The sequence below is a fragment of the Burkholderia sp. USMB20 genome (assembly GCF_000949135.2).
In the GTDB taxonomy this organism is placed as follows: domain Bacteria; phylum Pseudomonadota; class Gammaproteobacteria; order Burkholderiales; family Burkholderiaceae; genus Burkholderia.
The window spans coordinates 1-24,687 of the sequence record NZ_JTAN02000021.1; the positions used below are offsets into that span (position 1 = coordinate 1).

The window sequence follows — 24,687 nt, forward strand, 5'->3', positions numbered from 1 at the left end:
GTGCGACCGGATTCTCGTGCTGTCGTCGAACCCGGGCCGCGTGATCGCCGAGATCAAGGTGCCGTTCAAGCATCCGCGCAACCGGCTGGATCCGGATTTCCGCAAGCTGGTCGACGACATCTACGCGAAGATGACGGCCCGTCAGACCGGCGAGGCGACGAAGAAGGGGCTCGAGCTCGGCAGCTGGATGCCGCGCGTGTCGACCAACCTGATGGCCGGCCTGATCGAGACGCTCGCGATGGCACCGTACCACGGCCGCGCGGACATGCCGGAAATCGCGCGCACGCTGCATCTGGAAGTGGACGAACTGTTTCCGATCGCCGAAGTGCTGCAGTACCTCGGCTTCGCCGACGTGCGCGAAGGCGACGTGTTCCTGACGCCGCCCGCGCGCGTGTTCGCGGAGTTCGGCACGCAGGAGCGCAAGCTGATGTTCGCGGATCACCTGCTGAAGCACGTGCCGCTCGCCGCGCGGATCCGGAAGGTGCTGAACGAACGCCCGGGGCATCGTGCGCCGCGCGTGCGTTTCGAGCAGGAGCTGGAGGATTTCCTGTCGGACGAGGCGGCCGAGGAAACGCTCGATGCGGTGATCGACTGGGGGCGTTACGGCGAAGTCTTTTCGTACAACGACAAGACGGAAGTGTTCAGTCTCGAGGACGTGGAGAGCTGACGTCCGCGCCCGAATGACGCGCGACCGTCATTCGGGCAAATCCCGCTGATTCGCGTCCTGCTCGCTGCCGCCCGTACTGAGCCGCTCGATCTTTTCCATCCGCTGCCGCGCCAGCTCGGGAAGCCGGTTCGTCACGCCGATCACCAGTGCTTCGGCGAGCGCCAGCGCCGGCACGTTGGTCTGCAGCATCGCGAACGGGCGCCCCTGGATCCGCAGCACGATCTCGGCGAACGCGCTGATCGGCGAGCGCCATTCGTCGGTGATCAGCAGCACCCGCGCGCCGAGCTGGTGCGCGGCCTGCGCGAACCGGATGCTGTCTTTCTGATAGCGGCGAAAATCGAAAATGACCAGCACGTCGCCGGGCCCCATGTCGGTCAGCGACACCGACGAGAGATTCAGGTTCGGCTCGACGTACTGCACATGCGGGCGCGCATACGCGAGCGTGAACGAAAACAGCGACGCGAGCGGCGCGGTATAACGCCCGCCGCCGCAGAACACGCGGATTTCCGGATCGGCCAGCAGCGTCACCGCTTCGTCGAACGCCGCCGCGTCGAGTCCCTCGATCGTGGTGGCAAGCGATTGCGAGAGCCGCTGGAAGATCGCCGCATGGCTGTCGCGCATCCCTGATTCCGAGTGGAACGCGTCCATCCGCGCGAGCGGCGAATTCATCGCGGTATCGATCTCGTCGTGCAGCGCCTGCTGGAACGACGAGTAGTTCGGGAAGCCGATGCGCACGACGAAGCGGAACACGGTCGGGTCGCTGACTTCGGCTTGCTTCGCGAAGCTCGCGATCGGCCCGAGCCCGAGGCTCGGATAGCGCTCCAGCAGCGCGTGCGCGACCTTCTGTTCCGACGGCGTGAAGCTATCCATCTGGGATAGCAGCAACGCCCTGATGCTTGTCCCCATCGGGCACTCCGGCTTGTTTTTATCTGAATGAATGACAAATGGCAGGCATGCGTCTGCCGGCGACGCCGTGCATGTTAGCCGATCGCCGCGCCGCGGACCGTGTGAGGCCACAGATTAGAGGGGCGCATCATTCGGGTCGTCAATCGGCTGATTATGTAATGTATTAAACATTATCGATCGGAACCTTTCCATAAATTCATCGGGAATTCAGTAATTACCCTAGGTTTTGACATGAAAATGCCGATGCTATGATCGCGGCCTCGCCGGAATGTATGGTTTATTACATGCCGGATCAGCAGCGTCGTCCGGCCTTCCGAGTCGGTTGCGCATCCCGGTATGGCCCGGTCATTCGTCTGGAGGATTCCGTCATGAGGCGGCTCGTCGTACTCACCCTGTTGTCGGCCATCAGCGCAGGCGCGCTCGCCGCTTCGGAACCCGCGGTGGAAGCGAAGAACGGCATGGTCGTGTCGTCGCAGCACTTCGCGTCGCAGATCGGCGTCGACATCCTCAAGGAAGGCGGCAACGCGGTGGACGCCGCCGTGGCGGTCGGCTACGCGCAAGCGGTGACCAATCCGTGCTGCGGCAACATCGGCGGCGGCGGCTTCATGACCCTGCACCTGGCCGACGGCCGCGACCGCTTCATCAACTTCCGCGAGACCGCGCCGGCCGCGGCGTCGGCGAACATGTATCTCGATGCGAACGGCAACGTCATTCCGGACGACAGCCTGTACGGCTATCGCGCGGTCGGCGTGCCGGGCACGGTCGCGGGCCTCGACCTCGCGCAGCGCAAGTACGGCAAGCTGACGCGCAGGCAGGTGATGGCGCCGGCGATCCGGCTTGCGCGCGACGGCTTCGTGCTGACACGCGGCGATACGGACATTCTCGACACGACGATCGAGCGCTTCAGGAAGGACCCGGAAGCCGCGCGCATCTTCCTGCGCCCGGGCGGCACGCCGCTGCAGCCGGGCGACCGCCTGGTGCAGAAGGACCTGGCACGCACGCTCGAGCGCATCGCGGAGCAGGGCCCCGACGCGTTCTATCACGGCGAGATTCCGAAGATCGTCGAAGCCGCGGCGAAGCGCGGCGGCGGGGTGATCACGGCGGCCGATTTCGCGTCGTATCGCGCGCAGGACATGGCGCCGCTGACCTGCACGTATCGCGGCTACGAGTTCGTGTCGGCGCCGCCGCCGAGCTCGGGCGGCGTGACGATGTGCGAGACGCTGAACGTGCTCGAAGGGTATGACCTGCGCAAATTCGGCTACCAGTCGGCATCGGTGGTCCACTACATGACCGAGGCGATGCGCCACGCGTACGAGGATCGCAACACGCTGCTGGGCGACCCGAACTTCATCGACAATCCGGTCGCGAAGCTGACGAGCAAGCAGTATGCGGCCGAGATCCGCAAGCAGATCGGCGGCGACATGGCGACGGCATCGATCGACGTGCAGCCGGGTGTCGGCGTGCACGAGAAGCCGGAGACGACCCACTACTCGATCATCGACCGCGACGGTAACGCGGTGTCGACCACGTACACCGTCAACGGCCGCTTCGGCGCCGTGGTGATCGCGCCGGGCACGGGCTTCTTCCTGAACGACGAGATGGACGACTTCACGGTCAAGGTCGGCGCGCAGAACCTGTTCGGCCTCGTGCAGGGCACGCGCAACTCGATCGCACCGGGCAAGCGCCCGCTGTCGTCGATGGCGCCGACGATCGTGAAGAAGGACGGCAAGGTGTTCATGGTGGTCGGCTCGCCGGGCGGCTCGCGCATCATCACGATCACGCTGCAGACCGTGCTGAACGTGATCGACTACGGGATGACGCCGCAGGATGCGGTCGGTGCGCCGCGCATCCATCATCAATGGCTGCCGGATCAGGTCTATTACGAGACCCGCGGCCTGTCGCCCGACACGCTCGCGATCCTGCGCAACATGGGCTACAAGATGGTCGAGCAGACGCCGTGGGGCGCCGCCGAGCTGATCATGGTCGGCCTGCCCGGCACCGAGGCGGTGAGCCATCAGAGTTCCGGCAACGATTCGTCGGTGTCGGGCAACGTGCGCGTCGGCTACATCTACGGCGTCAACGATCCGCGCCGCCCGGCCGGTTCGGCAATCGGCTACTGACCTGAGCTGATTTGATTTGATCTGATTGCACCAGGCTGAACGGTTGCCCCGGCGTTCGCCATCGCGCGAGTGCCGGGGCAGCGACAGCGCGTCCGTTCGCGGACGTCCGCAGTATCGGGCGGGGCGGGTGCCCGGAATGCCGGGCCCGACCGACCCGCAATGCGCGCCGTGGCACGGCACTGACGCGCGCATTTTTTTCATTCCTGCTCCGTGCGTCGAGTTCCGTTATGAACAAACGAATGTCTGCGGCAGTCTGGATCCTGCTCGCGATGGCGGCCGGCATCTTCATCGGCTACATGATCTATACGCAGTTTCCGGACAAGCAGTCCGCGACCGAGATCGCCGGCTACATCTCCCTCGTGTCCGACGTGTTCCTGCGGTTGATCAAGATGGTGATCGGCCCGCTGGTGTTCTCGACGCTCGTCGTCGGCATCGCGCACATGGGCGACGCTTCGTCGGTGGGACGCGTGTTCGTGAAGGCGTTCGGCTGGTTCGTCACCGCGTCGCTGATCTCGCTGCTGCTCGGGCTGCTGATGGCGAACCTGCTGCGCCCGGGCGAGAACCTCGGCCTGCCGCTGCCGGATATCGGCGCATCCGCGCATCTCGCGACCTCCAAGTTCACGCTGAAGGATTTCGTCAGCCACATGGTGCCGAAGTCGATCGCCGAGGCGATGGCGAACAACGAGATCCTGCAGATCGTCGTGTTCTCGATGTTCTTCGGCGTCGCGCTGTCGGCGCTCGGCGAGCGCGGCAAGATCCTCGTCGCCGCGATCGACCAGCTGGCGCACGTGATGCTGAAGATCACCGGCTACGTGATGAAGCTCGCGCCGCTCGCGGTGCTGGCGGCGATGGCCGCGACCGTTGCGGTCAACGGGCTGTCGGTGTTGTTGAAGTTCGCGGTGTTCATGGGCGACTTCTACGTGAGCCTGTTCCTGCTGTGGAGCACGCTCGTGATCGCCGGCCTGCTGTTCCTCGGGCCGCGCGTGTTCAAGCTGCTGGTGCTGATCAAGGAAGCGTTCATGCTGTCGTTCGCGACGGCGAGCTCCGAAGCCGCGTATCCGAAGATCCTCGACGCGCTCGACCGCTTCGGCGTGAAGCGCAAGATCTCGAGCTTCGTGATGCCGATGGGTTATTCGTTCAACCTCGACGGCTCGATGATGTACTGCACGTTCGCGTCGCTGTTCATCGCGCAGGCGTACAACATTCACCTGTCGCTCGGCACGCAGGTCACGATGCTGCTGGTCCTGATGCTGACGTCGAAGGGGATGGCCGGCGTGCCGCGCGCATCGCTCGTCGTGATCGCGGCGACACTGCACCAGTTCGACATCCCGGAAGCGGGGCTGCTGCTGATTCTCGGCGTCGACACGTTCCTCGACATGGGGCGCTCGGCCACCAATGCGGTCGGCAATTCGATCGCGAGCGCGGTGGTCGCGAAGTGGGAGGGCGAGCTGATGTCGGAGTCCGAAGCACAAGCGCATGCCGCGCATCTCGACGCGGAACTGGAACGGCAGAACCGCGATCCGGCCTATGGTGCCGGTCAGGCGACGTCAGTTTAAGCGGCACACGCCTCGTCGATGCACGCCGCCAGCACCATCGCGGCGGCGTTGCCCGGCGCCGAGCCGAGCAGTTGCGGCGCGTAGACGCTGTCGCCGCGCGCGATCGGCCGCCCCGACAGCGCGCAGACGCCGCGCTTGCGCGTCGTGAACAACCGCCACTTCTGGTAGCCGTAATGGCCGGTGCACGCGTCGCACCACGAAATCATCACGGTGTCGGCCGTGGGCCGCTCGAGCACGCTGATCGACGGCTGGCTCGTCGCATCCCACGACGGCAGGCGATCGCGCGTGATGCTGCGCCGTCGCGGGGCCGCCCATGAAACGGACGGCATGTCGAAGCTGCCGATCGCGGCGACGGTCCTGAGCCAGGCAACTGCACTGTTGCTCATCTTTGCTTTCCTCGAAACGTTGGGCGACGCCGCGAAACGCGGCGTCACGACAGGCGGATGCGCGGCTGCACGCAGCCGTTGATCCGTTCGGCGAGCCACAGCAGCGTCGCCTTGGAGAATCCGTGCAGCGCCTGCTGGTGGCGCCGGTACAGCATCAGGTGGCTGAATTGCGCGAAACGCCCCTGGATGAAGCCGCCGCGGAAGAACCCGAATTGGCCGAGCGTGCCGAACGCGTCGTAGTCGCTGATCGACACGAGCGCGCCGAAATCGTGGAACGCGAACGGCGGCAGCGGCTTGCCGTCGAGCCAGGCGGGCAGGTGCTTCGCGAGATGTTCGGCCTGCTGGGTCGCCACCTGCGCGGTGGGCGGCAGCGGCCGTTCGTGGCCGTCGGGCTGCAGGCTCGCGCAATCGCCGATCGCGAACACGTGCTCGTCGGCCGTGGCCTGCAGCGTGGGCCCGACCAGGATCTGGTTCGCGCGGTTCGTGTCGAGCCCGCCGAGTGCCTGCATGAAATCGGGCGCCTTCACACCCGCCGCCCACACCATCAGATCCGCTTCGGCGAACGAACCGTCGCCGTAGTGGAAGCCGTTCGCATCGGCCGCCGTCACGCGCGTGGACGTCAGCACGTGAAAGCCGATCTGCTCGAGCCGTCGCTGCGCCGACGCGGAAATCCGCGGCGGAAATGCGGCGAGGATGCGCGGGCCGCTTTCGAGCAGCGTGAGCCGCAGCCGCTCGCGCACCGTCGCGTCGCCATACGCCTGCGCCACTTCCAGCAGCCGGCTTAGTTCCGCCGCCAGCTCCACGCCCGTCGCGCCCGCGCCGACGATCGCGACGCGAAACGGTTCGTCGCGCGCGATGCTGCGGAACACGCGCATCCGCAGCGCTTCGTTGAAGGTTTCGGCCTGCCGCTGGCTGTCGATGAAGAAGCAGTGCTCGCGCACGCCCGGCACGCCGAAATCGTTGGCCTGGCTGCCGAGCGCGAGGATCAGCACGTCGTATTCGAGTTCGCGCGCGTCGATCACGCGTTCGCCGTCCTGCGAGCGAATCTCGCCGAGCTGCACGCGACGGCGCGCGCGATCGAGCCCCGTCAATTCGCCGGGCTGGTACGTGTAGCCGTGATCGCGCGCATGGGCGAGAAAGATCACCTGCTGTTGCTGCACGTCGCGCGTACCGGCCGCGATCGTGTGCAGCATCGGCTTCCAGACATGGGTCGGGCTGCGGTCGACCACGGTGACCTGGGCGCGCCCGGTGCGGCCGGTGCGGCCGAGACGTTCGCCGAGGCGGGTTGCGAGCTGCAATCCGGCGATGCCGCCACCGACGATCACGATGCGAGTAGGGGTTGTCATGAATAAATCATCACGTGATGAATAAGGTATGATCCTAGCGCTTCCCGGCTTCGCGTGTCAACGGAGCGGGCAGGCAACCCGGTTCCGCGGACGCGAACCGGGGCCCGGACACGGGCATTCGATTCATTCAACGGGAGCAGGAAAACGTGGCTGAAGTCACTGAGCGCGCGCCGTCGAAGCGGCGTACGCGCGGGCGGCCGCTGGCGGAGGCGTCCGTCGGACCGGACGTGATATTGCGGGCCGCGCGCCGCACGTTCGCGAAGCGCGGCTACGACGCGACGAGCGTGCGCGAGGTCGCGCGCGAGCTGGGCATCGACGCGGCGCTGATCGCCCATCATTTCGGCACGAAGGAGACGTTGTGGCTGGCTGTCGTCGAGCAGATCGTCGACCTGGCCGAGCCGCTGTTCGACGCGTTGCGCGCGCTGCGCACGTCGTCACTGCCGCATCGCGAGCGCGTGCGGCGCGCGATCGAGCTGTGCGTCGATCACGAGTTCGCGGAGCCGGACATCGGCATGTTCTTCTCGACGGCAGCGACCGAGGAGGGCGGGCGGCTCGACTGCCTGCAGCAGCGGATCGTGCGCCCGTATCACGACGCGATGTTTCCGCTGCTGGCCGACGCGGTCGAGGCCGGCGAGATCCGCCCGGTCGATCCGAACGTGCTGTTCTTCATGATCGCGAGCGCGGTCGGCACGACGGTGTCGTACAGCCACATGATGCTGGAGTTCACGTCGCTGCCCACGCGGCAGGAGGCGTTCCGGCAGGCCGTGCTCGACGTCGCGCTCGGCATCCTGAGCGTCTGAGCGCCGCGCGCGACGCGAAGCCGTCCGGCGCGCCGGCGCGATTGACCTTACGCCGGGCAGGGCCCGGACTGCCATTGCTACCAACCGTCAACGTTTGGGCAGACTGGCGCCCTCGCGGGCACGGCGATCGCGGTGAGCGGCGGGGCGGGCGAGTCGGGTGACGCGGGACGCCGGCGCGGCATCGTGCATCGTGCCGGCCGCCGCGCATGCGTCAGTCGAGATCGGGCGGCGTGTCACCGAGCCAGCGCCGTGCGCCCGGCCCGTTGCGTCCCGCGCGGTCCTCGGGGTTGGTCAGCTTGCAGCGCTTCAGCGACAGGCAGCCGCAACCAATGCACTCGTCGAGATTGATGTAGAGCCGCTGCAGTTCCTCGATCCGGTTCGCGACGCGCTGTTTCCAGCCGCGCGACAGCCGCTGCCAGTCCTTGTTGGTCGGCGCGGTGTCTTCCGGCAGGCTCACGAGCTGTTCGGCGATCTCGTCGAGCGAATAGCCGATCTTCTGCGCGAACACGATGAACGCGATCAGCCGCAGCACCGCGCGCGAATAGTGGCGATGGCTCGAGCCGTTGCGGTGCGACTTGATGAGCCCGCGTGTCTCGTAGAAACGCAGCGTCGATGCCGGCACGCCGCTGCGCGCGGCCACTTCGCGGATCGACATCAGCGGCCATTGCGGGATTTCGTCGATACCCATGACGCCCTCCGGGAAAGCTTGACTTGAAGTTAACTTCAACTTTTATGCTACGCGGCAGTTTAACCCGTCGCGAGGCATCATGCTCTCCTTATCCCTACGCAGGACCTCGCCTTTGGGCGCGGCCTGCGCACTGCTGCTGGCGTTGTCGGGCTGTCACGACGGCAAAGGCGAAACGGCGGCCCAGCCGCTTCCCGAAGTCGGCGTGACGACCGTCGCGCCGCGCACGATCCGCCTCGCGGACGAATTCAACGGACGCGTCGAAGCAGTCGACGCGGTCGAGCTGCGGCCGCGCGTGAGCGGCTATCTGCAGCGCATCGCGTACAAGGAGGGCGACCTCGTCGCGCAGGGCGCGGTGCTGTTCGAGATCGATCCGCGTCCGTACCGGATCGCGCTCGACCGCGCGAACGCACAGCAGCAGCGGGCGCGCGCGGCCGCGAGCCTCGCCGATGTGCAGCTCAAGCGCGTGCGGACACTGATCGATGCGCATGCAACTTCCCAGGAGGAACTCGACAACGCGCGCGCGACCGCCGAGCAGGCGCGCGCCGACCTGCGGGCGGCCGACGCGGCCGTCGCCGACGCGAAGCTCAATCTCGGTTTCACCGAGGTGCGTGCGCCGATCGCGGGGCGCGTCGGCCGCGCGATCGCGACCGCCGGCAACCTCGCGCGTGCGGACGACACGCTGCTCACGACCGTCGTGTCGCAAGACCCCGTCTACGTGTATTTCGACTGCGACGAGCAGAGCTACCTGCGCTACAACGCGCGGCGCGCCGACCCGAAGCATCGCGCGATCGGTGCCGATCCGGTACGCGTGGGTCTCGCGAACGAGACGGGTTTCCCGCACGCGGGCACCGTCGATTTTCTCGACAACCGGCTCGATCCGCAAACCGGCACGATCCGTGCGCGCGTGCGGCTGCCGAACGCGGACCACACGTTCACGCCCGGCCTCTATGCGCGCGTCCAGCTCGTCAGCGGTCGCGACCAGGATGCGCTGCTCGTCGACGACAAGGCGGTGCTCACCGACCAGGACCGCAAGTACGTGTACGTGATCGGCGCCGGCGACAAGGCGCTGCGTCGCGACGTCACGATCGGCCGTGCGCTGGACGGCGAGCGGATCGTCGAGAAGGGGCTGGAGCCGGGCGATCGCGTGGTCGTCGACGGCGTGCAGCGGATCTACTATCCGGGTGCGCAGGTGAAGCCGAAGGTGCTGCCTGCCCGCGCGGATGCGGACACCGGCACCGGCCCGGGCAGCGGCACGCAGGCCGTGGCGGTGGCCGTGGCCGACGCCGGCGCGCCGGCCGCGCGGTAACGGGAGGCCCGCAATGGATTTCTCCCGCTTCTTCATCGACCGGCCGATTTTCGCGGTCGTGCTGTCGATCGTCATCTTCGCGATCGGCCTGATCTCGATCCCGATGCTGCCGGCCGGCGAATATCCGGAAGTCGTGCCGCCGAGCGTCGTCGTGCGCGCGACGTACCCGGGCGCGAACCCGAAGGAAATCGCCGAATCGGTCGCCGAACCGCTGGAAGAGGCGATCAACGGCGTCGAAGGCATCATGTACATGAAGTCGGTCGCCGGTTCGGACGGCAGCCTGCAGGTCGTCGTCACGTTCCTGCAGGGCGTCGATCCCGATACGGCCGCCGTGCGCGTGCAGAACCGCGTGAGCCAGGCGTTGTCGCGCCTGCCGGACGAGGTGCGCCAGTACGGCGTGACCACGCAGAAGCAGTCGCCGACGCCGCTGATGTACGTGAGTCTCTATTCGCCGGACAACAGCCGCGATTCGCTGTACCTGCGCAACTACCTGACGCTGCACGTGAAGGACGAGCTGTCGCGCCTGACCGGCATCGGCGACGTCGGCGTGTACGGCTCAGGCGACTACGCGATGCGGCTCTGGCTCGACCCGAACCGGCTGGCGTCGCGCGGGCTGACCGCGAGCGACGTGATCGCCGCGGTGCGCGAGCAGAACGTGCAGGTGTCGGCCGGCCAGCTCGGCGCGGAGCCGACGCCGAAGAAAAACGACTTCCTCGTGTCGATCAACGTGCGCGGCCGGCTGCGCACCGTGCAGGAATTCGGCGACATCGTGCTGCGCAACGGCGACGACGGCCAGGTCGTGAAGCTGTCCGACGTCGCGCGCATCGAGCTCGGCGCGGGCGACTATACGCTGCGCTCGTACTTCAACGACAAGCACTCGGCCGTGGTCGGCATTTTCCTGTCGCCTGGCGCGAACGCGCTTGACGTCGCGAAGGCGGTGTATGCGAAGCTCGACGAACTGTCGAAACGTTTCCCGCCGGGCGTCGCCTATCGTCCGGTGTGGGATCCGACCGTGTTCGTGCGCGAATCGATCCGCGCGGTGCAGCACACGCTGATCGAGGCCGTCGTGCTGGTCGTGCTCGTCGTGATCCTGTTCCTGCAGACCTGGCGCGCGTCGATCATTCCGCTCGTCGCGGTGCCCGTGTCGGTGGTCGGCACGTTCGCGTGGCTCTACCTGCTCGGCTATTCGATCAACACGCTGACGCTGTTCGGGCTCGTGCTCGCGATCGGGATCGTCGTCGACGATGCGATCGTGGTGGTCGAGAACGTCGAGCGCAACATCGCACAGGGTTTGAGCCCGCGCGACGCCGCGCACCAGGCGATGCGCGAGGTGTCGGGGCCGATCGTCGCGATCGCGCTCGTGCTGTGCGCGGTGTTCGTGCCGATGGCGTTCATGTCGGGTGTGACGGGCCAGTTCTACAGGCAGTTCGCGGTGACGATCGCGATCTCGACGGTGATCTCCGCGGTCAACTCGCTGACGCTGTCGCCCGCGCTCGCCGCGAAACTGCTGCGTCCGCACGGCGCGCCGAAGGATGCGTTGACCCGCGTGCTCGACCGCGCATTCGGCTGGCTGTTTCATCCGTTCAACCGCTTCTTCGAGCGCAGCTCCGATCGCTATCACGGCGTGGTCGCGCGCACGCTGAAGCGGCGCGGCGCCGTGTTCGCGGTCTACGCGGCCTTGCTCGCCGCGACCGCGCTGCTGTTCAACGCGGTGCCGGGCGGCTTCATCCCCGTGCAGGACAAGTTGTACCTGTTCGCCGGCGCGAAGCTGCCGGAGGGCGCGTCGCTCGCCCGCACCAGCGCGGTCACCGAGCAGATGACGAAGATCGCGCTCGGAACCGACGGCGTCGAGATGGTGCCGGCGTTCGCCGGGCTGAACGCGCTGCAAGGCGTGAACACGCCGAACATCACGAACTCGTACGTGATCCTGAAGCCGTTCGACCAGCGTCACCGCAGCGCCGCGCAGATCAACGCGGACCTGAACGCACGCTTCGCGGCGATCGGCGGCGGCATCACCTATGCGCTGATGCCGCCGCCGATCCAGGGCCTCGGCAACGGTTCGGGCTACTCGCTTTACCTCGAGGATCGCGGCGGGCTCGGCTACGGTGAATTGCAGAAGGCGCTGACGGCGTTCCAGGCCGCGGTCGCAAAAACGCCGGGGATGAGTTATCCCGTCAGCTCGTACCAGGCGAACATCCCGCAGCTGGAAGTGAAGGTCGACCGGCTGAAGGCGAAGGCGCAAGGCGTCGCGCTCACCGACCTGTTCAACACGCTGCAGGTCTATCTCGGCTCGATGTACGTGAACGACTTCAACGCGTTCGGCCGCGTGTACCGCGTGATGGCGCAGGCCGATGCCGGTCACCGGCAGACGGCCGCGGACATCGCGAACCTGCGCACGCGCAACGCGAAAGGCGAGATGGTGCCGATCGGCTCGATGGTGACGGTCGCGCCCGCGTATGGGCCGGACCCGGTCGTCCGCTACAACGGCTATCCGGCGGCGGACCTGATCGGCGACGCCGATCCGAAGGCGATGTCGTCGTCGCAGGCGATCGCGAAGCTGCAGCAGATCGCGAAGGACGTTCTGCCGCCGGGCATCACGCTCGAATGGACCGATCTCAGCTACCAGGAGGTCACGCAGAGCAACGCGGCGATCGTCGTGTTCCCGCTCGCGGTGATGCTCGTGTTCCTGGTGCTCGCGTCGCTGTACGAGAGCTGGACGCTGCCGCTTGCGGTGATCCTGATCGTGCCGGTGTGCATGTGCGCGGCGCTGTTCGGCGTGTGGCTGTCCGGCGGCGACAACAACGTGTTCGTGCAGGTCGGTCTCGTCGTGCTGATGGGGCTCGCGTGCAAGAACGCGATCCTGATCGTCGAGTTCGCGCGCGAACTCGAAATCCAGGGCAAGGGTGCGATCGCAGCGGCGCTCGAGGCATGCAGGCTGCGGCTGCGCCCGATCGTGATGACGTCGGTCGCGTTCATCGCGGGCTCGGTGCCGCTCCTGATCGGCGGCGGCGCGGGCAGCGAAGTGCGGGCGGCTACCGGCGTCACGGTGTTCGCGGGGATGCTCGGCGTCACGTTGTTCGGGCTGTTCCTCACGCCCGTGTTCTACGTGGCGATCCGCAAGCTCGCGCGCGGCACGCCGGCCGTGTGGAGCGAACAGCACGGCACCCTCGAAGGAGAAAACCGATGAGCGCCGCATTCCGTCTTTCCGCGCTCGCGCTGTCGATGACGCTCGCCGCGTGCGCGGTCGGCCCCGATTTCAAGCGGCCCGCTACGGCGAGCGCCGCGCGCTTCGCGCGCGACGCGCATCCGGCCACGCACGACGCGTCGCCGCCCGATGCGTCGGCCGCTGCCGATGCCGCGTTCTGGCGCGGCTTCGGCGATCCGGCGCTCACGCAGCTGATCGATGCGGCGCTCGCCGCGAACCAGGACCTGCAGGTCGCCGTATCGCGCTACGACGCATCGAACGCGCTGCTGTCGCAGGCCGCGTTCGACCGCTATCCGACGATTACCGCGAGCGGCCGGATCGGCCATCAGCTGACGAGCAGGGACCAGGCGTTCGGCGCGCCGCGCAGCCAGCGCGATACGCCGATCTCCAGTGTCGGGATCAATGCGGCGTGGGAACTCGACCTGTTCGGCCGCGTGCGCCGCTCGATCGAGTCGCAGCGGGCGGAAACGGCTGCGAGTGCGGCCGACGTGCGCGCGGTGCGTGTCGCGATCGCGGGCGAGGTCGCGAGCACGTACGTGGATCTGCGCGGCTCGCAGGAGCGGCTGCGGATCGCACGCGAGAACGCCGACAACCAGAAGCAGACGCTCGCGCTGATCAATGCGCGCGTCGGCGCGGGACGTGGCTCCGAACTCGATGCGGCGCGGGCGCGCGCGCAGTACGAATCGACGACGTCGCGGATCGCCGTGTACGAAGCGGCGATCGGCGTCGACGAGCATCGGCTCGCGGTGTTGACCGGGCAGACGCCGGATGCGCTGATCGGCCGGTTCGACATCCCGAACGCTGCCGCATCGAAAGGCGTGCCGGTACCGCTGCCGGCGCTTGCCGCCGACATCGATCCCGGCACGCCGGGCGACCTGCTGCGCCGCCGCCCCGATGTCGCTGCCGCCGAAGCACGACTGCACGCGGCGACCGCGCGCGTCGGCGTCGCGACAGCCGACCTGTTTCCGCGCTTCACGCTGTCGGGGCTGCTCGGCAGCGCGACGAGCAGCTACGGATTCGTCCGTGCGGGCAGCGATACGAACCTGATCGCGCTCGGCATCGACTGGTCGTTCCTCGATGTCGGCCGCGTGCGCGCGCGGATCGCGGCGAGCGACGCGGACGCGGCCGGCCAGCTCGCGCAGTACCGGCAGACCGTGCTCGGCGTGCTGGAGGAAACGGAGAATGCGCTGCTGCGTGTCGCCCGCACGCGGGAGGAGACCGCGCACCTCGTGCGCGCGGCGGACGACAGCGCTCGCGCGGCACAGCTTGCGCAGACGCGCTTCTCGGCCGGTGCGATCGACTACTACGAAGTGCTCGACGCGCAACGGACGCTGCTGCAGGCGCAGGACGCGGCGGCCGACGGGCGGATGCGCAGCGCGGCATCGACGGTCGCTCTGTACAAGGCGCTCGCGGGCGGCTGGCCGTCGGGAACGGCGCAGCAGGCACCCGGTCCGCTCGCGCGATCGGGGCCGTAGGGCGAGGGCGCGGGTCGCGCGGCGGGCAGGGACGTTGCGTCCGCCCGCCGGGCGATCGACTTCGCATCGCCGGGTTGGCGCTTGCGTCCCCGTTGGCGACCCGCGAGGGCGTCGCACGGACTGACGACGGTCGATGCGGCGCCGGTCTCGTTGATCGGCATGGCACTCCGTGCGCCTGCCTTGCAGCGATGCCGGCCGTTCGGCGGGGCCGGATCGCCGGCCGGCTCGCGCGCCGGCGGCGGCCCGGCGCATCGGTCGGCGCACCTTGCATCGCCCGCGCCGCCCGCGCGGCGCGGCAACCGGCCGATTCCCCGTCGCGAAACATTGTTCTGCCTCGTCGTAAACGTCTCGAATGCGTGATATTTGCGCTGCCCGATCCGGTTTAGAGTGGCCGCAAATCGATGACGATGTGTCGTATGGCCGCAGTCGCGGGCCGTACCGATGCACCAGAGGAGCTGGAGACAAATGACTGAAGGCAGGATTACCCAAGTCGAATCGTTCGGTTTCGAGCGCATTCCCGACGTATCGCGCTATGCGCGTCCGATCGATCTGTTCCGGTTGCTGTTCGGCGGCTGCAACACGTTTTCCACGTCGGTGCTCGGCAGCTTTCCCGTGCTGGTCGGGCTGTCGTTCAAGGCCGGCATGTGCGCGATCGTGCTGGGCGTGCTCGCCGGCACCTGCATCCTCGCGCCGATGAGCCTGTTCGGACCGCGCAACGGCACGAGCGACCCCGTGTCGTCCGGCGCGCATTTCGGCATTCACGGCCGGATCGTCGGGTCGTTCCTCGCGCTGCTCACGTCGATCGCGTTCTTCTCGCTCGCGGTGTGGAGCTCGGGCGATGCGCTCGTCGGCGGCGCGCACGACATGGTCGGCGTGCCGGTCAACGGCTTCACGCTCGGCGCCGCGTACATGGTGTTCGCGGTGCTCGTGCTGATCGTCTGCATCTACGGCTTTCGCTTCATGCTGTGGGTCAACAAGATCGCCGTGTGGGCCGCGAGCCTGCTGTTCGTCGCCGGCCTGTTCGCGTTCGCGGGGTTGTTCGACCTGAACTACGCGGGCACGCTGAACCAGGGCAGCGCAGGCTTCCGGGCCGCGTTCGTCGGCGCCGTGCTGGTTGCATTGAGCAACCCGGTGTCGTTCGCGTCGACGCTCGGCGACTGGGCGCGCTACATTCCGCAGCAGACGCCGAAGCGGCGCGTGATGGCCGCCGTGTTCGCCGCGCAGATCGCGACCTTCGTGCCGTTCTTCTTCGGGCTCGCGACCGCGACCATCATCGCGTCGAAGGCGCCCGCGTTCATCGCGTCGAACGACTACGTCGGCGGGCTGCTCGCCGTGTCGCCGCGCTGGTTCCTGCTGCCGATGTGCCTGATCGCGATCATCGGCGGGATGTCGACCGGCACGACCGCGCTGTACGGCACGGGCCTCGACGTGTCGAGCATGTTCCCGCGCTTCCTGAATCGTGTGCGCGCGACGCTGCTGATCGGCACGATCGCGATCGCGTTCATCTTCGTCGGCCGCTTCTGGTTCAACCTCGTCGAAAGCGTCGCGACGTTCTCGACGCTGATCGACACGTTCAGTTGCCCGTGGATGGCGATCATGGTGATCGGCTACGTGACGCGCCGCGGTTTCTATCTCGCGGACGACCTGCAGGTGTTCAACCGCGGGCTGCGCGGCGGCCACTACTGGTTCACGCACGGCTGGAACCTGCGCGCGATGGGCGCGTGGCTGCCGGCGGCCTTCATCGGACTGTCGTTCGTGAACCTGCCGGGCCAGTTCGTCGGGCCGCTCGGCAACCTCGCGGGTGGACTCGATCTCAGCGTGCCGGTGTCGCTGGTGGTCGGCGGGCTGCTGTATTTCGTGCTGCTGACGGTGTATCCGGAAGCGGAAGGCGTGTACGGCGCGCGCGGACGTTTCCTCGTGCGCGGCGGCAGGCAGGCGGCGCGCGGTGTCGGCGCCCCGGCAATTCGGCCGAAGGGGTATTGAGCGCAGCATCGCGCGTCGCTGCGCGCTGGAAATACCGGTGCCGCCGCGCGGGAGATCCGCCGGCGGCATGGTTGTTTCAGGATGCCGGGTTGTATGCGCGTATGGAAGGCCGCCCCTGACTTCTCCCGCGCGCGGCCGAAAACGAAAGCGCCCGCCGGGCAGGCGGGCGCGTGTCGACTCCGCTGCGGATCAGTGGAACGTGCTGCCCGCGAGCATCCCGCCGTCGACGATGAATTCCGAACCCGTGCAATACGCGGATTCGTCGGACGCGAGGAACAGCACGAGGCTCGCCACTTCGTCGGGTTTGCCGATGCGTGCGATCGGCAGACCGCTGTAGATCGACGACGGGTCGAAATCCGCGTATTCCGGCGGGCGTGCCATCACGGTGTCGATGCCACCCGGGTGGACCGAGTTCACGCGGATCCCGTAGCGGCCGAACTCGAGCGCGGCGGCCTTCGTCATCCCGCGCACCGCGAACTTGCTCGATACATACGCGCTGCCGCCGGCCACGCCTTCCATCCCGGCCGTCGACGACACGTTGACGATCGAGCCGCCGCCCGCATCCTTCAGCGCGGCCAATGCCGATTTCATGCCGAGCCAGCAGCCGACCTGGTTCACGTCGATCACCTTGCGATAGTCGTCGAGCGAACACGACTCGATCGGCACGAGCTTCAGGATCGCCGCGTTGTTCACGAGGATGTCGAGCCGCCCGAAATGCGCGAGCGTCGCATTGACGGCGGTGTGCCAGTCGTCTTCGTTCGTCACGTCGAGATGCTGATAGCGCGCGGCGTCGCCGAGTTCGGCCGCGACGCGCCGGCCCGCGTCGTCCAGCACGTCGGCGATCACCACGCGTGCGCCTTCGGCGACGAACCGGCGTGCCTCCGCCTCGCCCTGGCCGCGGGCGCCGCCCGTGATCAGCGCTACCTTGCCTTCGAGTCGTTTCATCGTGTGTGCTCCTGTGAGTGTAGGGGGACGCGCGCGGGCCCGCTCAGGCGGCAGCTGACGCGTCGATGATGCGGACCGGATCGGCGCCGTCCCAGGTACGCGCTTCGGCGATGCCGTGCGCGATCATCGCGCGCATGCCTGCACCTTCGATTACTTCGACGCGCACGCCGGGATCGTCGGCGTCGTCGAGATAGGCGACGCGCGTGGCCGGGTTGTGCGCGTCGAACACCACGCGCAGCCCGCGCGCCGTAAGTTGCGCGACGGCGGCATCGAGATCGTCGACCACCCATGCGACATGATGCAGGCCCGTGAGCAGTTGTCCGTGCGCATCGCGGTACGGCGACGGCGCGTCGTTCGTCACGTGGATCAGTTCGATCTGCAGATCGGCGCGATACGCGAGCCCGACGTCCATCGTGACCGTCGTCGCTTCGCCGAGGCAGCGGCCGTCGAGCCGCACGTTGCGAAACACGGTCCAGGGGCCGACATCGTGGCGGGCGCGCCAGCGCGCGATGCTGCGGTCGAGATCGGCGACCACATAGCCGATCTGGTCGATGGGGCCGAGGATAGGGTCGTTCATGGTGTCTCCGTGGCGGGCGCGCGAGCGGGCGCGGCGCCGTTTCGTGCGGCAATCGGCGCGCGATGAATGACGGTCATGATGGCAACAAAGGCGGCGCGGCGTGCCGTCCAAACGGACTAGCTGCAGGCTATCCGGACGGCGCTGGGCGCTGCATCGCTGACGACGGATTTGCGTATAGGACGGGACGAGCGAGGAAGGCGAGGAAGCAGGAAAGCAGGAAAGCAGGGAGGAGCCGAAGCTGACGAAGCGCGTAAGCCGGATTCGCGCATTACCCCGCGTTCGGCCTCTTGACCGTCAGTCGGCACACCGTTGCGAGCGCAAGCAGGTTCGGATCACGTTCGCGCCGATGCAGGAAGCTCAGGCCGATCGTCTGGCGGATCGTCGGTCCGGCGAGCGGCACTAGCGCGATCTTGTGCGAGAAGAGGTCGCGCACGCGGCCCGGCAGCAGCGAATGGCCGACACCGCCCGACACGAGGTTGATCAGCGAAAAGATGTCGCCCACGCGCATCACGACGTTCGCCGTGACGCCCGCGGCCCGGAACGCTTTCGTGAAACCGTCTTGCGTCGCGAAACCTTCGCCGAGCGACACGAACGGCACGTCGCGGCAGGCGGCGAGATCGACCGCATTGCATTGCGCGTACGGCGAATCGATTGGTGCGGCGAAGAACATTTCGTCCTCGAACAGCGCGATCGATTCGATTTCGGCGTCCGGTTCGGGCAGCGCCATCAGCGTCGCATCGATCGCGCCTTGCCGAAGCTTGTCAAGCAGGTCGGCGTTCGAGCCGAGCACGAGCTCGGCCTGCAGCTCGGGCCGACGCTCCTTCAGCGCGATCACGACCTCGGGCACCGTACGGATCGTCAGCGAATAGAGCGAGCCGATTTTCAACTGCCCGGCGCCGTAGCCGGCCGCTTCGCGCGTCGAGCGTATGCCGTCCGTCATCGTCTTCAGCACGTCGCCCGCGACCTCAGCGAGCACCTGCGCGGCGTCGGTCGGAATCAGGTTCCGTCCTTCGTGGCGAAACAGCGCGCAATGCATCCCTTCCTCGAGCGTGTGCAGCGCACGATGCACGCTGACCGTGCTGACGTTGAGCGCCTCGGCGGCTTTCGCGAGGCTGCCGGCTTCCATGAAGGCGAGAAGCACCTCGAGCTTGCGGAAGGTGATCTCTTCGTTGATGCGATTGCGCATGGTCGGGGCGGCGGGAAGGGCGATCGACGATTCTGCCGCAGAACACCAGCAGCAACAATGCGCGAATGTCCGGAATATCCGCATCGCGGCGGTACGCGATGACGACGTTTAATCTGCGGCTAAGTATCGACCGCTCCCGTTAATTGATGCGGGTTTTCGGCGTCCCTATGATCGGTTCATGCCGGTTGCGCTCGGGCGCGGGACGATCTTGCGTGTCCCGTCGCGCGCAGCGGTTCGCGATCGCCCGCCCGGGCGGCGGCCGGCACGGCCCCACGAGACTGCAGGAGACAAGCATGCGCGACCTACGTCGGAACACGCGGCATCGGCAATTCGTTGCCGCCGTCGTCGGCAATACCCTCGAGTGGTACGACTTCATCGTCTACGGATTCTTTTCCGGCATCATCGCGCGGCTGTTCTTTCCCGCCGAAAGCCAGTATGCGTCGCTGCTGATGTCGCTCGCGACGTTCGGCGTCGGCTTCTTCATGCGTCCGGTGGGCGGCATCCTGCTCGGGCTCTATGCGGACCGCAAGGGTCGCAAGGCCGCGATGCAGCTCATCATCTTCCTGATGACGCTGTCGATCGCGCTGATCACGTTCGCGCCGTCGTACGCGACGATCGGCCCGGCGGCGCCGATCCTGATCGTCGTCGCGCGGCTGCTGCAGGGCTTCGCGACCGGCGGCGAGTACGCGAGCGCCACCGCGTTCCTGGTCGAGAGCGCGCCCGCGCACCGGCGCGGCCTGTACGGCTCGTGGCAACTGATCGGCCAGTGCCTCGCCGTGTTCTCGGGCGCGGCGATGGGCGCGTGGGCCACGCAGTCGCTGTCGGATGCGGCGCTGCACAGCTGGGGCTGGCGCGTGCCGTTCGCGCTCGGGCTGCTGATCGGGCCGGTTGGCTTGTGGATCCGCCGTCACATGGAGGAGACCGAAGCGTTCCTTGATGCGAGCAAGTCGACGGTCGAGCCGCCGGCGAGCGTGTCGCGCGTGCTGCGCGACAACCTGCGCGGCGTGCTGGTGTCGATGGGGCAGACGATCACCGGCACGGCGGTGTTCTACGTGATGCTCGTCAACATGCCGACGTTCGTGCACAAGACCTTCGGGCTGCCCCTCGACCAGGTCTTCAAGGTGCAGATGGTGGCGGTCGCGCTGCTGACGGTGACGATTCCGGTCGCGGCGATCGTGTCCGACCGCATCGGCCGGCGGCCCGTGCTGATCGCCGGCACGCTGTCGCTGCTGACGCTCACGTATCCGCTGTTCTCGTGGCTGGCCGCCGCGCCGGGCGTCGGGCGCCTGCTCGTGATGCAACTCGTGATCTGCACGATCATCGGCATCTGCTACGGTCCCGCGCCGACCACGCTCGCCGAGCAGTTCGCGACGCGATCGAGATCGACCGGCGTCGCGCTCGCGTACAACGTTGCCGTGATGGTGTTCGGCGGTTTCGCACCGTTCATCGTCACATGGCTGACGCGTGCGAGCGGGTCGCCCGTCGCGCCCGCGTGGTACGTGCTGTTCGCCGCGTCGTTCGGGCTGGCCGCAAGCGTGTTCATGCACGACGGCGCGCCGTGCGTGCTCGCGCGCCGGCAGTTCTCGGGCGAGCCGCTGAGCGCCAAATAGTCGTTCGCCGTTCGGGTCGAGCAGCCATCGGCCCGGGCGGCATGCGACGTATCGGCGCCGCCGATGGTTAGCATCGCGGACAGCGGCCTACCGGGGCCGCCGCCCGCTCGTTACGCTTGCGCGATCATCCACTCTGTCCGGAAGGTCGCCATGTCCCGGCTCGACTACACGCTGCTCGGCCCCTGCCTGCTCGCCATCGCGATCGACGCGATGGGGTTCGGGCTCGTCTACCCGATGATGTCCGCGATCTTCAGCGATCCGCACGCGGGCATCCTGCCGGCCGACGCCGGCGAACACGCGCGCAACTTCTACCTCGGTGTCGGCTACGGGATCTATCCGCTCTGCATGTTCTTCGGCTCGTCGCTGATGGGCGAGTTGTCGGACCGTTACGGCCGCCGCCGGATCCTGCTGCTGTGCGTGCTCGGCCTTGCGGCCGGCTACGCGCTGATGGCCGCCGGCGCGTGGCACGGGAGCGTCGCGCTGCTGCTGGCCGGGCGCGGGCTCACCGGTTTGATGGCCGGCTGCCAGGGCATCGCGCAGGCGGCCATCACCGACCTGAGCACGCCCGGGAACAAGGCGTACAACATGAGCATCATGTCGCTCGCGTTCAGCGCCGGCGTGATCGTCGGCCCCGTGCTCGGCGGCGTCACGTCCGACCGGACGATCTCGCCGCTGTTCGACTACGGCACGCCGTTCGTGCTCGTCGCCGCGCTGTCGCTCGTGTGCGCGTTCTGGACCTGGGCGTCGTATCGCGACACGGCCGCGCCGCGCGGCGACACGCGCATCGATCCGCTGCTGCCGCTGCGGATCATCGGGGAAGCCGCACGTCAGCGCAACGTCGCGTTCCTGTCGGTGGTGTTCTTCCTGATGCAGGTCGGCTACGGACTCTACCTGCAGACCATCATGCTGCTGCTGCAGGCGAAGTTCGGCTATACGAGCGCGCGGCTCGGGCTGTTCAGCGGCGTGATCGGCATCTGCTTCGTGTTCGGCCTGCTGTTCGTCGTGCGGCTGATGCTGCGCGTGTGGCGTGTGGTCGACATCGCGAAGACGGGCCTGCTCGTCGCGGGCCTCGGCCAGATCGCGTCGGCACTGTTCCCGCACGAGCCGGTGCTGTGGGTGCTCGCGATGGTGGTCGGCTGTTTCGACATGGTCGCCTACACGACCATGTATACGGCGTTTTCCGATGCGGTTAGCGAGGACCGGCAGGGCTGGGCGCTCGGCGTCGCGGGCTCGGTGATGGCCGTCGCATGGGTCGTGACGGGCGCGCTGACGAACCTGTTGCCGGTATTCGGCGAGATCGGGCTGCTGCAGATCGGCGGCGCGGGCTTCCTGCTCAGCTTCGTGATGATGGTGAGCTATGGGCGCAAGCAGGCCGGCGGGCGCGCGACCGCGCTGTCGTAGACGGTTGCGCGCAGGTTGGCCCGATCCTGTCGGACGTTGCCCCGCGGGTCGCTGTCGCGCGTGAGCGCGCGGCCCGACACCAGTGCCTCGCGGTCACGGCGGGTCAGCCCGCGGCGGCAATCTGGCGCGGGGCCGCGTGCGGCGACGTGTTGACGACCGGGCAGGTGCTCGCGCTCGATGTCGCACGACGCATGCGCGGCCGGTGCGCTGGCCGCGTTCAAGGTGCGAAGCGGTCGGCCGCGCATCGGCGCGCGGCCCACCCGGTCAGAACATCGTGTTCCCGTTCGCGGCTTTTTCGGGCACCGGCTGGATCACGTCCCAGTGCTCGACGATCTTGCCATCCTTCACGCGGAAGATGTCGACCACCGCTTCGCCGCGATCGCCCGGGCGCTCGGTCGCATGCACGTGCAGATAGACGAGGTCGCCGTCGGTCGCGCTGCGGACGATTTGTGCGCGTGATTCGGGGTTCTTCTGGAACGCGCCGACGAAGTACGACACGAACGGCTTCTTGCCGTCGGGCACGTGCGGGTTGTGCTGCTTGTAGTCGTCGGCGACGACGGCGGCAGCCTCGAGCGCTTCGTGCTTGTTGAAGAAGCGGTCGTAGAACGTCAGCACGAGCTGGCGGTTGGCTTCCTCGGCGGCCAGGTCGCGCGCGGCCGGGTCGGCGGCCGGCGCGGCGGTCGATGCGGCGAGCAGGACGAACGCGGCAACGGTACGAACGGGCGAGCGGAGCGATGACATGCGGCAGGTTCCTTGTCTGGAGATGCGTGGACGGACGCGCGGTGCGTGGTGTGCGACTGCGGATGACGCCGATCGTCGTCATCGGCGGCGACGGGGTGCCGGTGGTGCGCGTGCGCATGCTTCGTAGAACTGGCAAGTCCGCTGGGCCATCGAGTCGATCGAATGGTACAGTTGCCGCGAACCCGTCACAAGAAGTCACCGCGGTGTGAACAGGTCACACCGCGGTGACCGTGCATTGCCCGTGAAAGAGAATCCCGTCATGTCGTTTCCGTCCGCCGACGAATCCGTCGAATTCGATCAGCCGTGCCCGATCCGCGATGTGCTCGACCGCATCGGCGACCAGTGGAGCCTGCTCGTGCTCGAGGCGCTGTCCGGCGGCACGATGCGTTTCAACGAACTCGCCCGTGCGATCGGCGACGTGTCGAAGCAGATGCTGTCGCGCACGCTCAAGCGGCTCGAGCAGGACGGCTTCGTCAGCCGCACGCTGTATGCCGAGGTGCCGCCGCGCGTCGAATATGCGCTGACGGACCTCGGGCGTTCGTTCCTGACGCCGATGCACGCGCTGATCCGCTGGGCAGACGAACATCATCGTGCGATTTGCGCGGCCCGTCGCCGCGCGCGCGAGTAGGAAAGCAGCGGGCGTTGAGCGGAGTGCGTCGTGCGGTCGCGTGACGGCCGGCGACGGGATGCGTGCGTTGCGGCAGCGGCAAGTGATTTCGTTATCCGAACGTTTCGGGGGCGTTGCTTTCGCATGCGCTGTCGCGAAGGGCGCAACGCACGCGTGGCGATCGGCGTTTGAGGGGTGCCGACGACCGTCGTGACCCGGGCGAGCGCGATCGGCATCCGCCCGTTCGGTCAGCTCGTAGGCAGGACAGGGCGGCGTGTCGATCGGCAAGGGCGCGGAAGCGGCGGCTTCGCGCCGAGCCACGGCCGCCGCGGAAGACTTAACGCCAGGCGCCGTCGACGTAGACCCACACTTGACCCTGGCGCCGCCAGTATCCAGGTACCCATCTGCGCCCGGGGCGGCGGGCGACCCAGCGTCCGTGCACCCATATATAGTGGCCGCGCTGCCAGCGCCAGTAGCCGTCGGTCCAGACATAGCCGTGCGGCCGTGGAGGCGGCGGCCGGCGATCATGCCGCGGTGCAGGCGGTGCGAAGCCCGGGCGATCTGAATAAGGCGGCCTGCCGGGGCCCGGAGGCGGTCCGGGCGGCCGGTACCCGGGCGGGGCGGGCTGGGCGGAGACGGTACGCAGCCAGCCGCCGGTGGCGGCAAAGGCGGCGGTCAGTCCGACGGCGCGCAGCAACGAGCGTCGATCCATGCGGGTCCTCTATATATGTAGTCGAAGCCGCCTTACATTAGCCCGCCGGTCCCGGAGCCGGGTTACGCGGGTCGTTAAGGCTGTTACCGCATGTCACGACGACCCGGCGGCTGCCGGGGCGCCGCCGTCGATCTCCCCGTTGCAGTTGGCGCCGACGGCCAATGGGGGCGGCTACGGCCGCGCGGCCGAATGTTTACCGTTCAGTCGCTGCGTTTTAGGCGGCCAGACCCAACATTTGAGATTGTTTTGGGTAAAAATTACCGTTTTCGTGTGGTTCCATCGATTCCGTTTGTTGTTTCTATGCAACCGTCAAGACGATGACACGAAAGAATGGTGGGATGAAAGCCTCCAAAAAACATCCGTCAATAGGTCAAAAAAAGACGTTAAAACAAATACTTATAACGCGTCCCCACTTTCATTATTTCTAGTTCTGGAAAAGCTTATTTCTTTATTTGCAGATCGCGCCCCTA

20 protein-coding genes are annotated in these 24,687 nt (G+C 67.4%); 11 read left to right on the forward strand and 9 right to left on the reverse strand.

Translation table 11 applies throughout. From position 1 onward, the window contains the following. Positions 1-667, forward strand: a 667-nt coding sequence (locus PL79_RS30335) for an AAA-associated domain-containing protein (RefSeq protein ID WP_193759894.1), incomplete at its 5' end; no start/stop codon positions are given. Between the two features lie 27 nt (positions 668-694). Here PL79_RS30335 and PL79_RS30340 read toward each other — a convergent pair. After that, on the reverse strand, positions 695-1,573 hold the full coding sequence (locus tag PL79_RS30340; RefSeq protein ID WP_044846690.1) for a MurR/RpiR family transcriptional regulator: 879 nt from the start codon (positions 1,571-1,573) through the stop codon (positions 695-697). 368 nt (positions 1,574-1,941) lie between these two features. Between PL79_RS30340 and ggt the strand changes: the two genes are divergently transcribed. Together ggt and PL79_RS30350 are read left to right on the forward strand one after the other, a co-directional pair. Then, positions 1,942-3,693, forward strand: a complete 1,752-nt coding sequence (gene ggt, locus PL79_RS30345; protein ID WP_044846691.1) for a gamma-glutamyltransferase — start codon at positions 1,942-1,944, stop codon at positions 3,691-3,693. A gap of 227 nt (positions 3,694-3,920) precedes the next feature. Next, complete coding sequence (locus PL79_RS30350; RefSeq protein ID WP_044846692.1) at positions 3,921-5,249, forward strand: dicarboxylate/amino acid:cation symporter; 1,329 nt, start codon at positions 3,921-3,923, stop codon at positions 5,247-5,249. On the opposite strand, the gene PL79_RS30355 is transcribed toward PL79_RS30350, so the two are convergent. Next, positions 5,246-5,635, reverse strand: coding sequence for a DUF3331 domain-containing protein (locus PL79_RS30355; RefSeq protein WP_044846693.1), 390 nt, complete (start codon positions 5,633-5,635; stop codon positions 5,246-5,248). The genes PL79_RS30350 and PL79_RS30355 overlap by 4 nt on opposite strands. A 44-nt stretch (positions 5,636-5,679) precedes the next feature. After that, positions 5,680-6,981 (reverse strand): NAD(P)/FAD-dependent oxidoreductase, encoded by a 1,302-nt coding sequence (locus PL79_RS30360; RefSeq protein WP_044846694.1) that lies wholly within the window; start codon positions 6,979-6,981, stop codon positions 5,680-5,682. Positions 6,982-7,127: 146 nt separating this feature from the next. Between PL79_RS30360 and PL79_RS30365 the strand changes: the two genes are divergently transcribed. Further along, the gene (locus tag PL79_RS30365; RefSeq protein WP_044846695.1) at positions 7,128-7,781 is read left to right on the forward strand and encodes a TetR/AcrR family transcriptional regulator; all 654 of its coding nucleotides are present in this window, start codon (positions 7,128-7,130) and stop codon (positions 7,779-7,781) included. A 211-nt stretch (positions 7,782-7,992) separates the two neighbouring features. Here PL79_RS30365 and soxR read toward each other — a convergent pair whose 3' ends face one another. Further along, on the reverse strand, positions 7,993-8,469 hold the full coding sequence (soxR, locus tag PL79_RS30370; RefSeq protein ID WP_044846696.1) for a redox-sensitive transcriptional activator SoxR: 477 nt from the start codon (positions 8,467-8,469) through the stop codon (positions 7,993-7,995). A 79-nt stretch (positions 8,470-8,548) separates the two neighbouring features. Here soxR and PL79_RS30375 point away from each other — a divergent pair, with 79 nt between their 5' ends. The 4 genes from PL79_RS30375 to PL79_RS30390 all read left to right on the forward strand — a co-directional run bounded on the left by PL79_RS30375 (position 8,549) and on the right by PL79_RS30390 (position 16,438). Further along, the gene (locus tag PL79_RS30375; protein ID WP_044846697.1) at positions 8,549-9,775 is read left to right on the forward strand and encodes an efflux RND transporter periplasmic adaptor subunit; all 1,227 of its coding nucleotides are present in this window, start codon (positions 8,549-8,551) and stop codon (positions 9,773-9,775) included. A gap of 13 nt (positions 9,776-9,788) precedes the next feature. Further along, a complete protein-coding gene (locus tag PL79_RS30380) occupies positions 9,789-12,962 on the forward strand; it encodes an efflux RND transporter permease subunit (RefSeq protein WP_044846698.1) in 3,174 nt (1,057 codons plus the stop codon). Beyond that, positions 12,959-14,455, forward strand: a complete 1,497-nt coding sequence (locus tag PL79_RS30385) for an efflux transporter outer membrane subunit (protein WP_044846699.1) — start codon at positions 12,959-12,961, stop codon at positions 14,453-14,455. Before PL79_RS30380 ends, PL79_RS30385 begins: the two co-directional genes overlap by 4 nt. 465 nt (positions 14,456-14,920) lie before the next feature. Then, positions 14,921-16,438 (forward strand): purine-cytosine permease family protein, encoded by a 1,518-nt coding sequence (locus PL79_RS30390; protein WP_235879359.1) that lies wholly within the window; start codon positions 14,921-14,923, stop codon positions 16,436-16,438. Positions 16,439-16,627: 189 nt separating this feature from the next. Here PL79_RS30390 and PL79_RS30395 read toward each other — a convergent pair whose 3' ends face one another. The 3 genes from PL79_RS30395 to PL79_RS30405 all read right to left on the reverse strand — a co-directional run bounded on the left by PL79_RS30395 (position 16,628) and on the right by PL79_RS30405 (position 19,146). Continuing rightward, entirely contained in the window at positions 16,628-17,383 is a 756-nt protein-coding gene (locus PL79_RS30395) for a glucose 1-dehydrogenase (protein WP_044846701.1), read from the reverse strand. A 43-nt stretch (positions 17,384-17,426) separates the two neighbouring features. Beyond that, entirely contained in the window at positions 17,427-17,960 is a 534-nt protein-coding gene (locus tag PL79_RS30400; RefSeq protein ID WP_044846702.1) for a VOC family protein, read from the reverse strand. Between the two features lie 268 nt (positions 17,961-18,228). Further along, positions 18,229-19,146 carry a LysR family transcriptional regulator gene (locus tag PL79_RS30405; protein WP_044846703.1) on the reverse strand — a complete coding sequence of 306 codons (918 nt, stop codon included), beginning with the start codon at positions 19,144-19,146 and terminating at the stop codon, positions 18,229-18,231. 293 nt (positions 19,147-19,439) lie between these two features. On the opposite strand from PL79_RS30405, the gene PL79_RS30410 reads away from it, so the two are divergent. Continuing rightward, positions 19,440-20,756, forward strand: a complete 1,317-nt coding sequence (locus tag PL79_RS30410) for an MFS transporter (RefSeq protein ID WP_044846704.1) — start codon at positions 19,440-19,442, stop codon at positions 20,754-20,756. Positions 20,757-20,906: 150 nt separating this feature from the next. After that, on the forward strand, positions 20,907-22,157 hold the full coding sequence (locus tag PL79_RS30415; protein ID WP_044846705.1) for an MFS transporter: 1,251 nt from the start codon (positions 20,907-20,909) through the stop codon (positions 22,155-22,157). A 264-nt stretch (positions 22,158-22,421) separates the two neighbouring features. Here the strand turns inward: PL79_RS30415 and PL79_RS30420 are convergent, their stop codons facing one another. Further along, positions 22,422-22,898 carry a nuclear transport factor 2 family protein gene (locus PL79_RS30420; protein WP_044846706.1) on the reverse strand — a complete coding sequence of 159 codons (477 nt, stop codon included), beginning with the start codon at positions 22,896-22,898 and terminating at the stop codon, positions 22,422-22,424. Between the two features lie 259 nt (positions 22,899-23,157). Here PL79_RS30420 and PL79_RS30425 point away from each other — a divergent pair, with 259 nt between their 5' ends. After that, on the forward strand, positions 23,158-23,526 hold the full coding sequence (locus PL79_RS30425) for a winged helix-turn-helix transcriptional regulator (RefSeq protein WP_044846707.1): 369 nt from the start codon (positions 23,158-23,160) through the stop codon (positions 23,524-23,526). Positions 23,527-23,842: 316 nt separating this feature from the next. On the opposite strand, the gene PL79_RS30430 is transcribed toward PL79_RS30425, so the two are convergent. Then, on the reverse strand, positions 23,843-24,217 hold the full coding sequence (locus PL79_RS30430) for a YXWGXW repeat-containing protein (protein WP_082088623.1): 375 nt from the start codon (positions 24,215-24,217) through the stop codon (positions 23,843-23,845). Positions 24,218-24,687 lie beyond the last annotated feature (470 nt).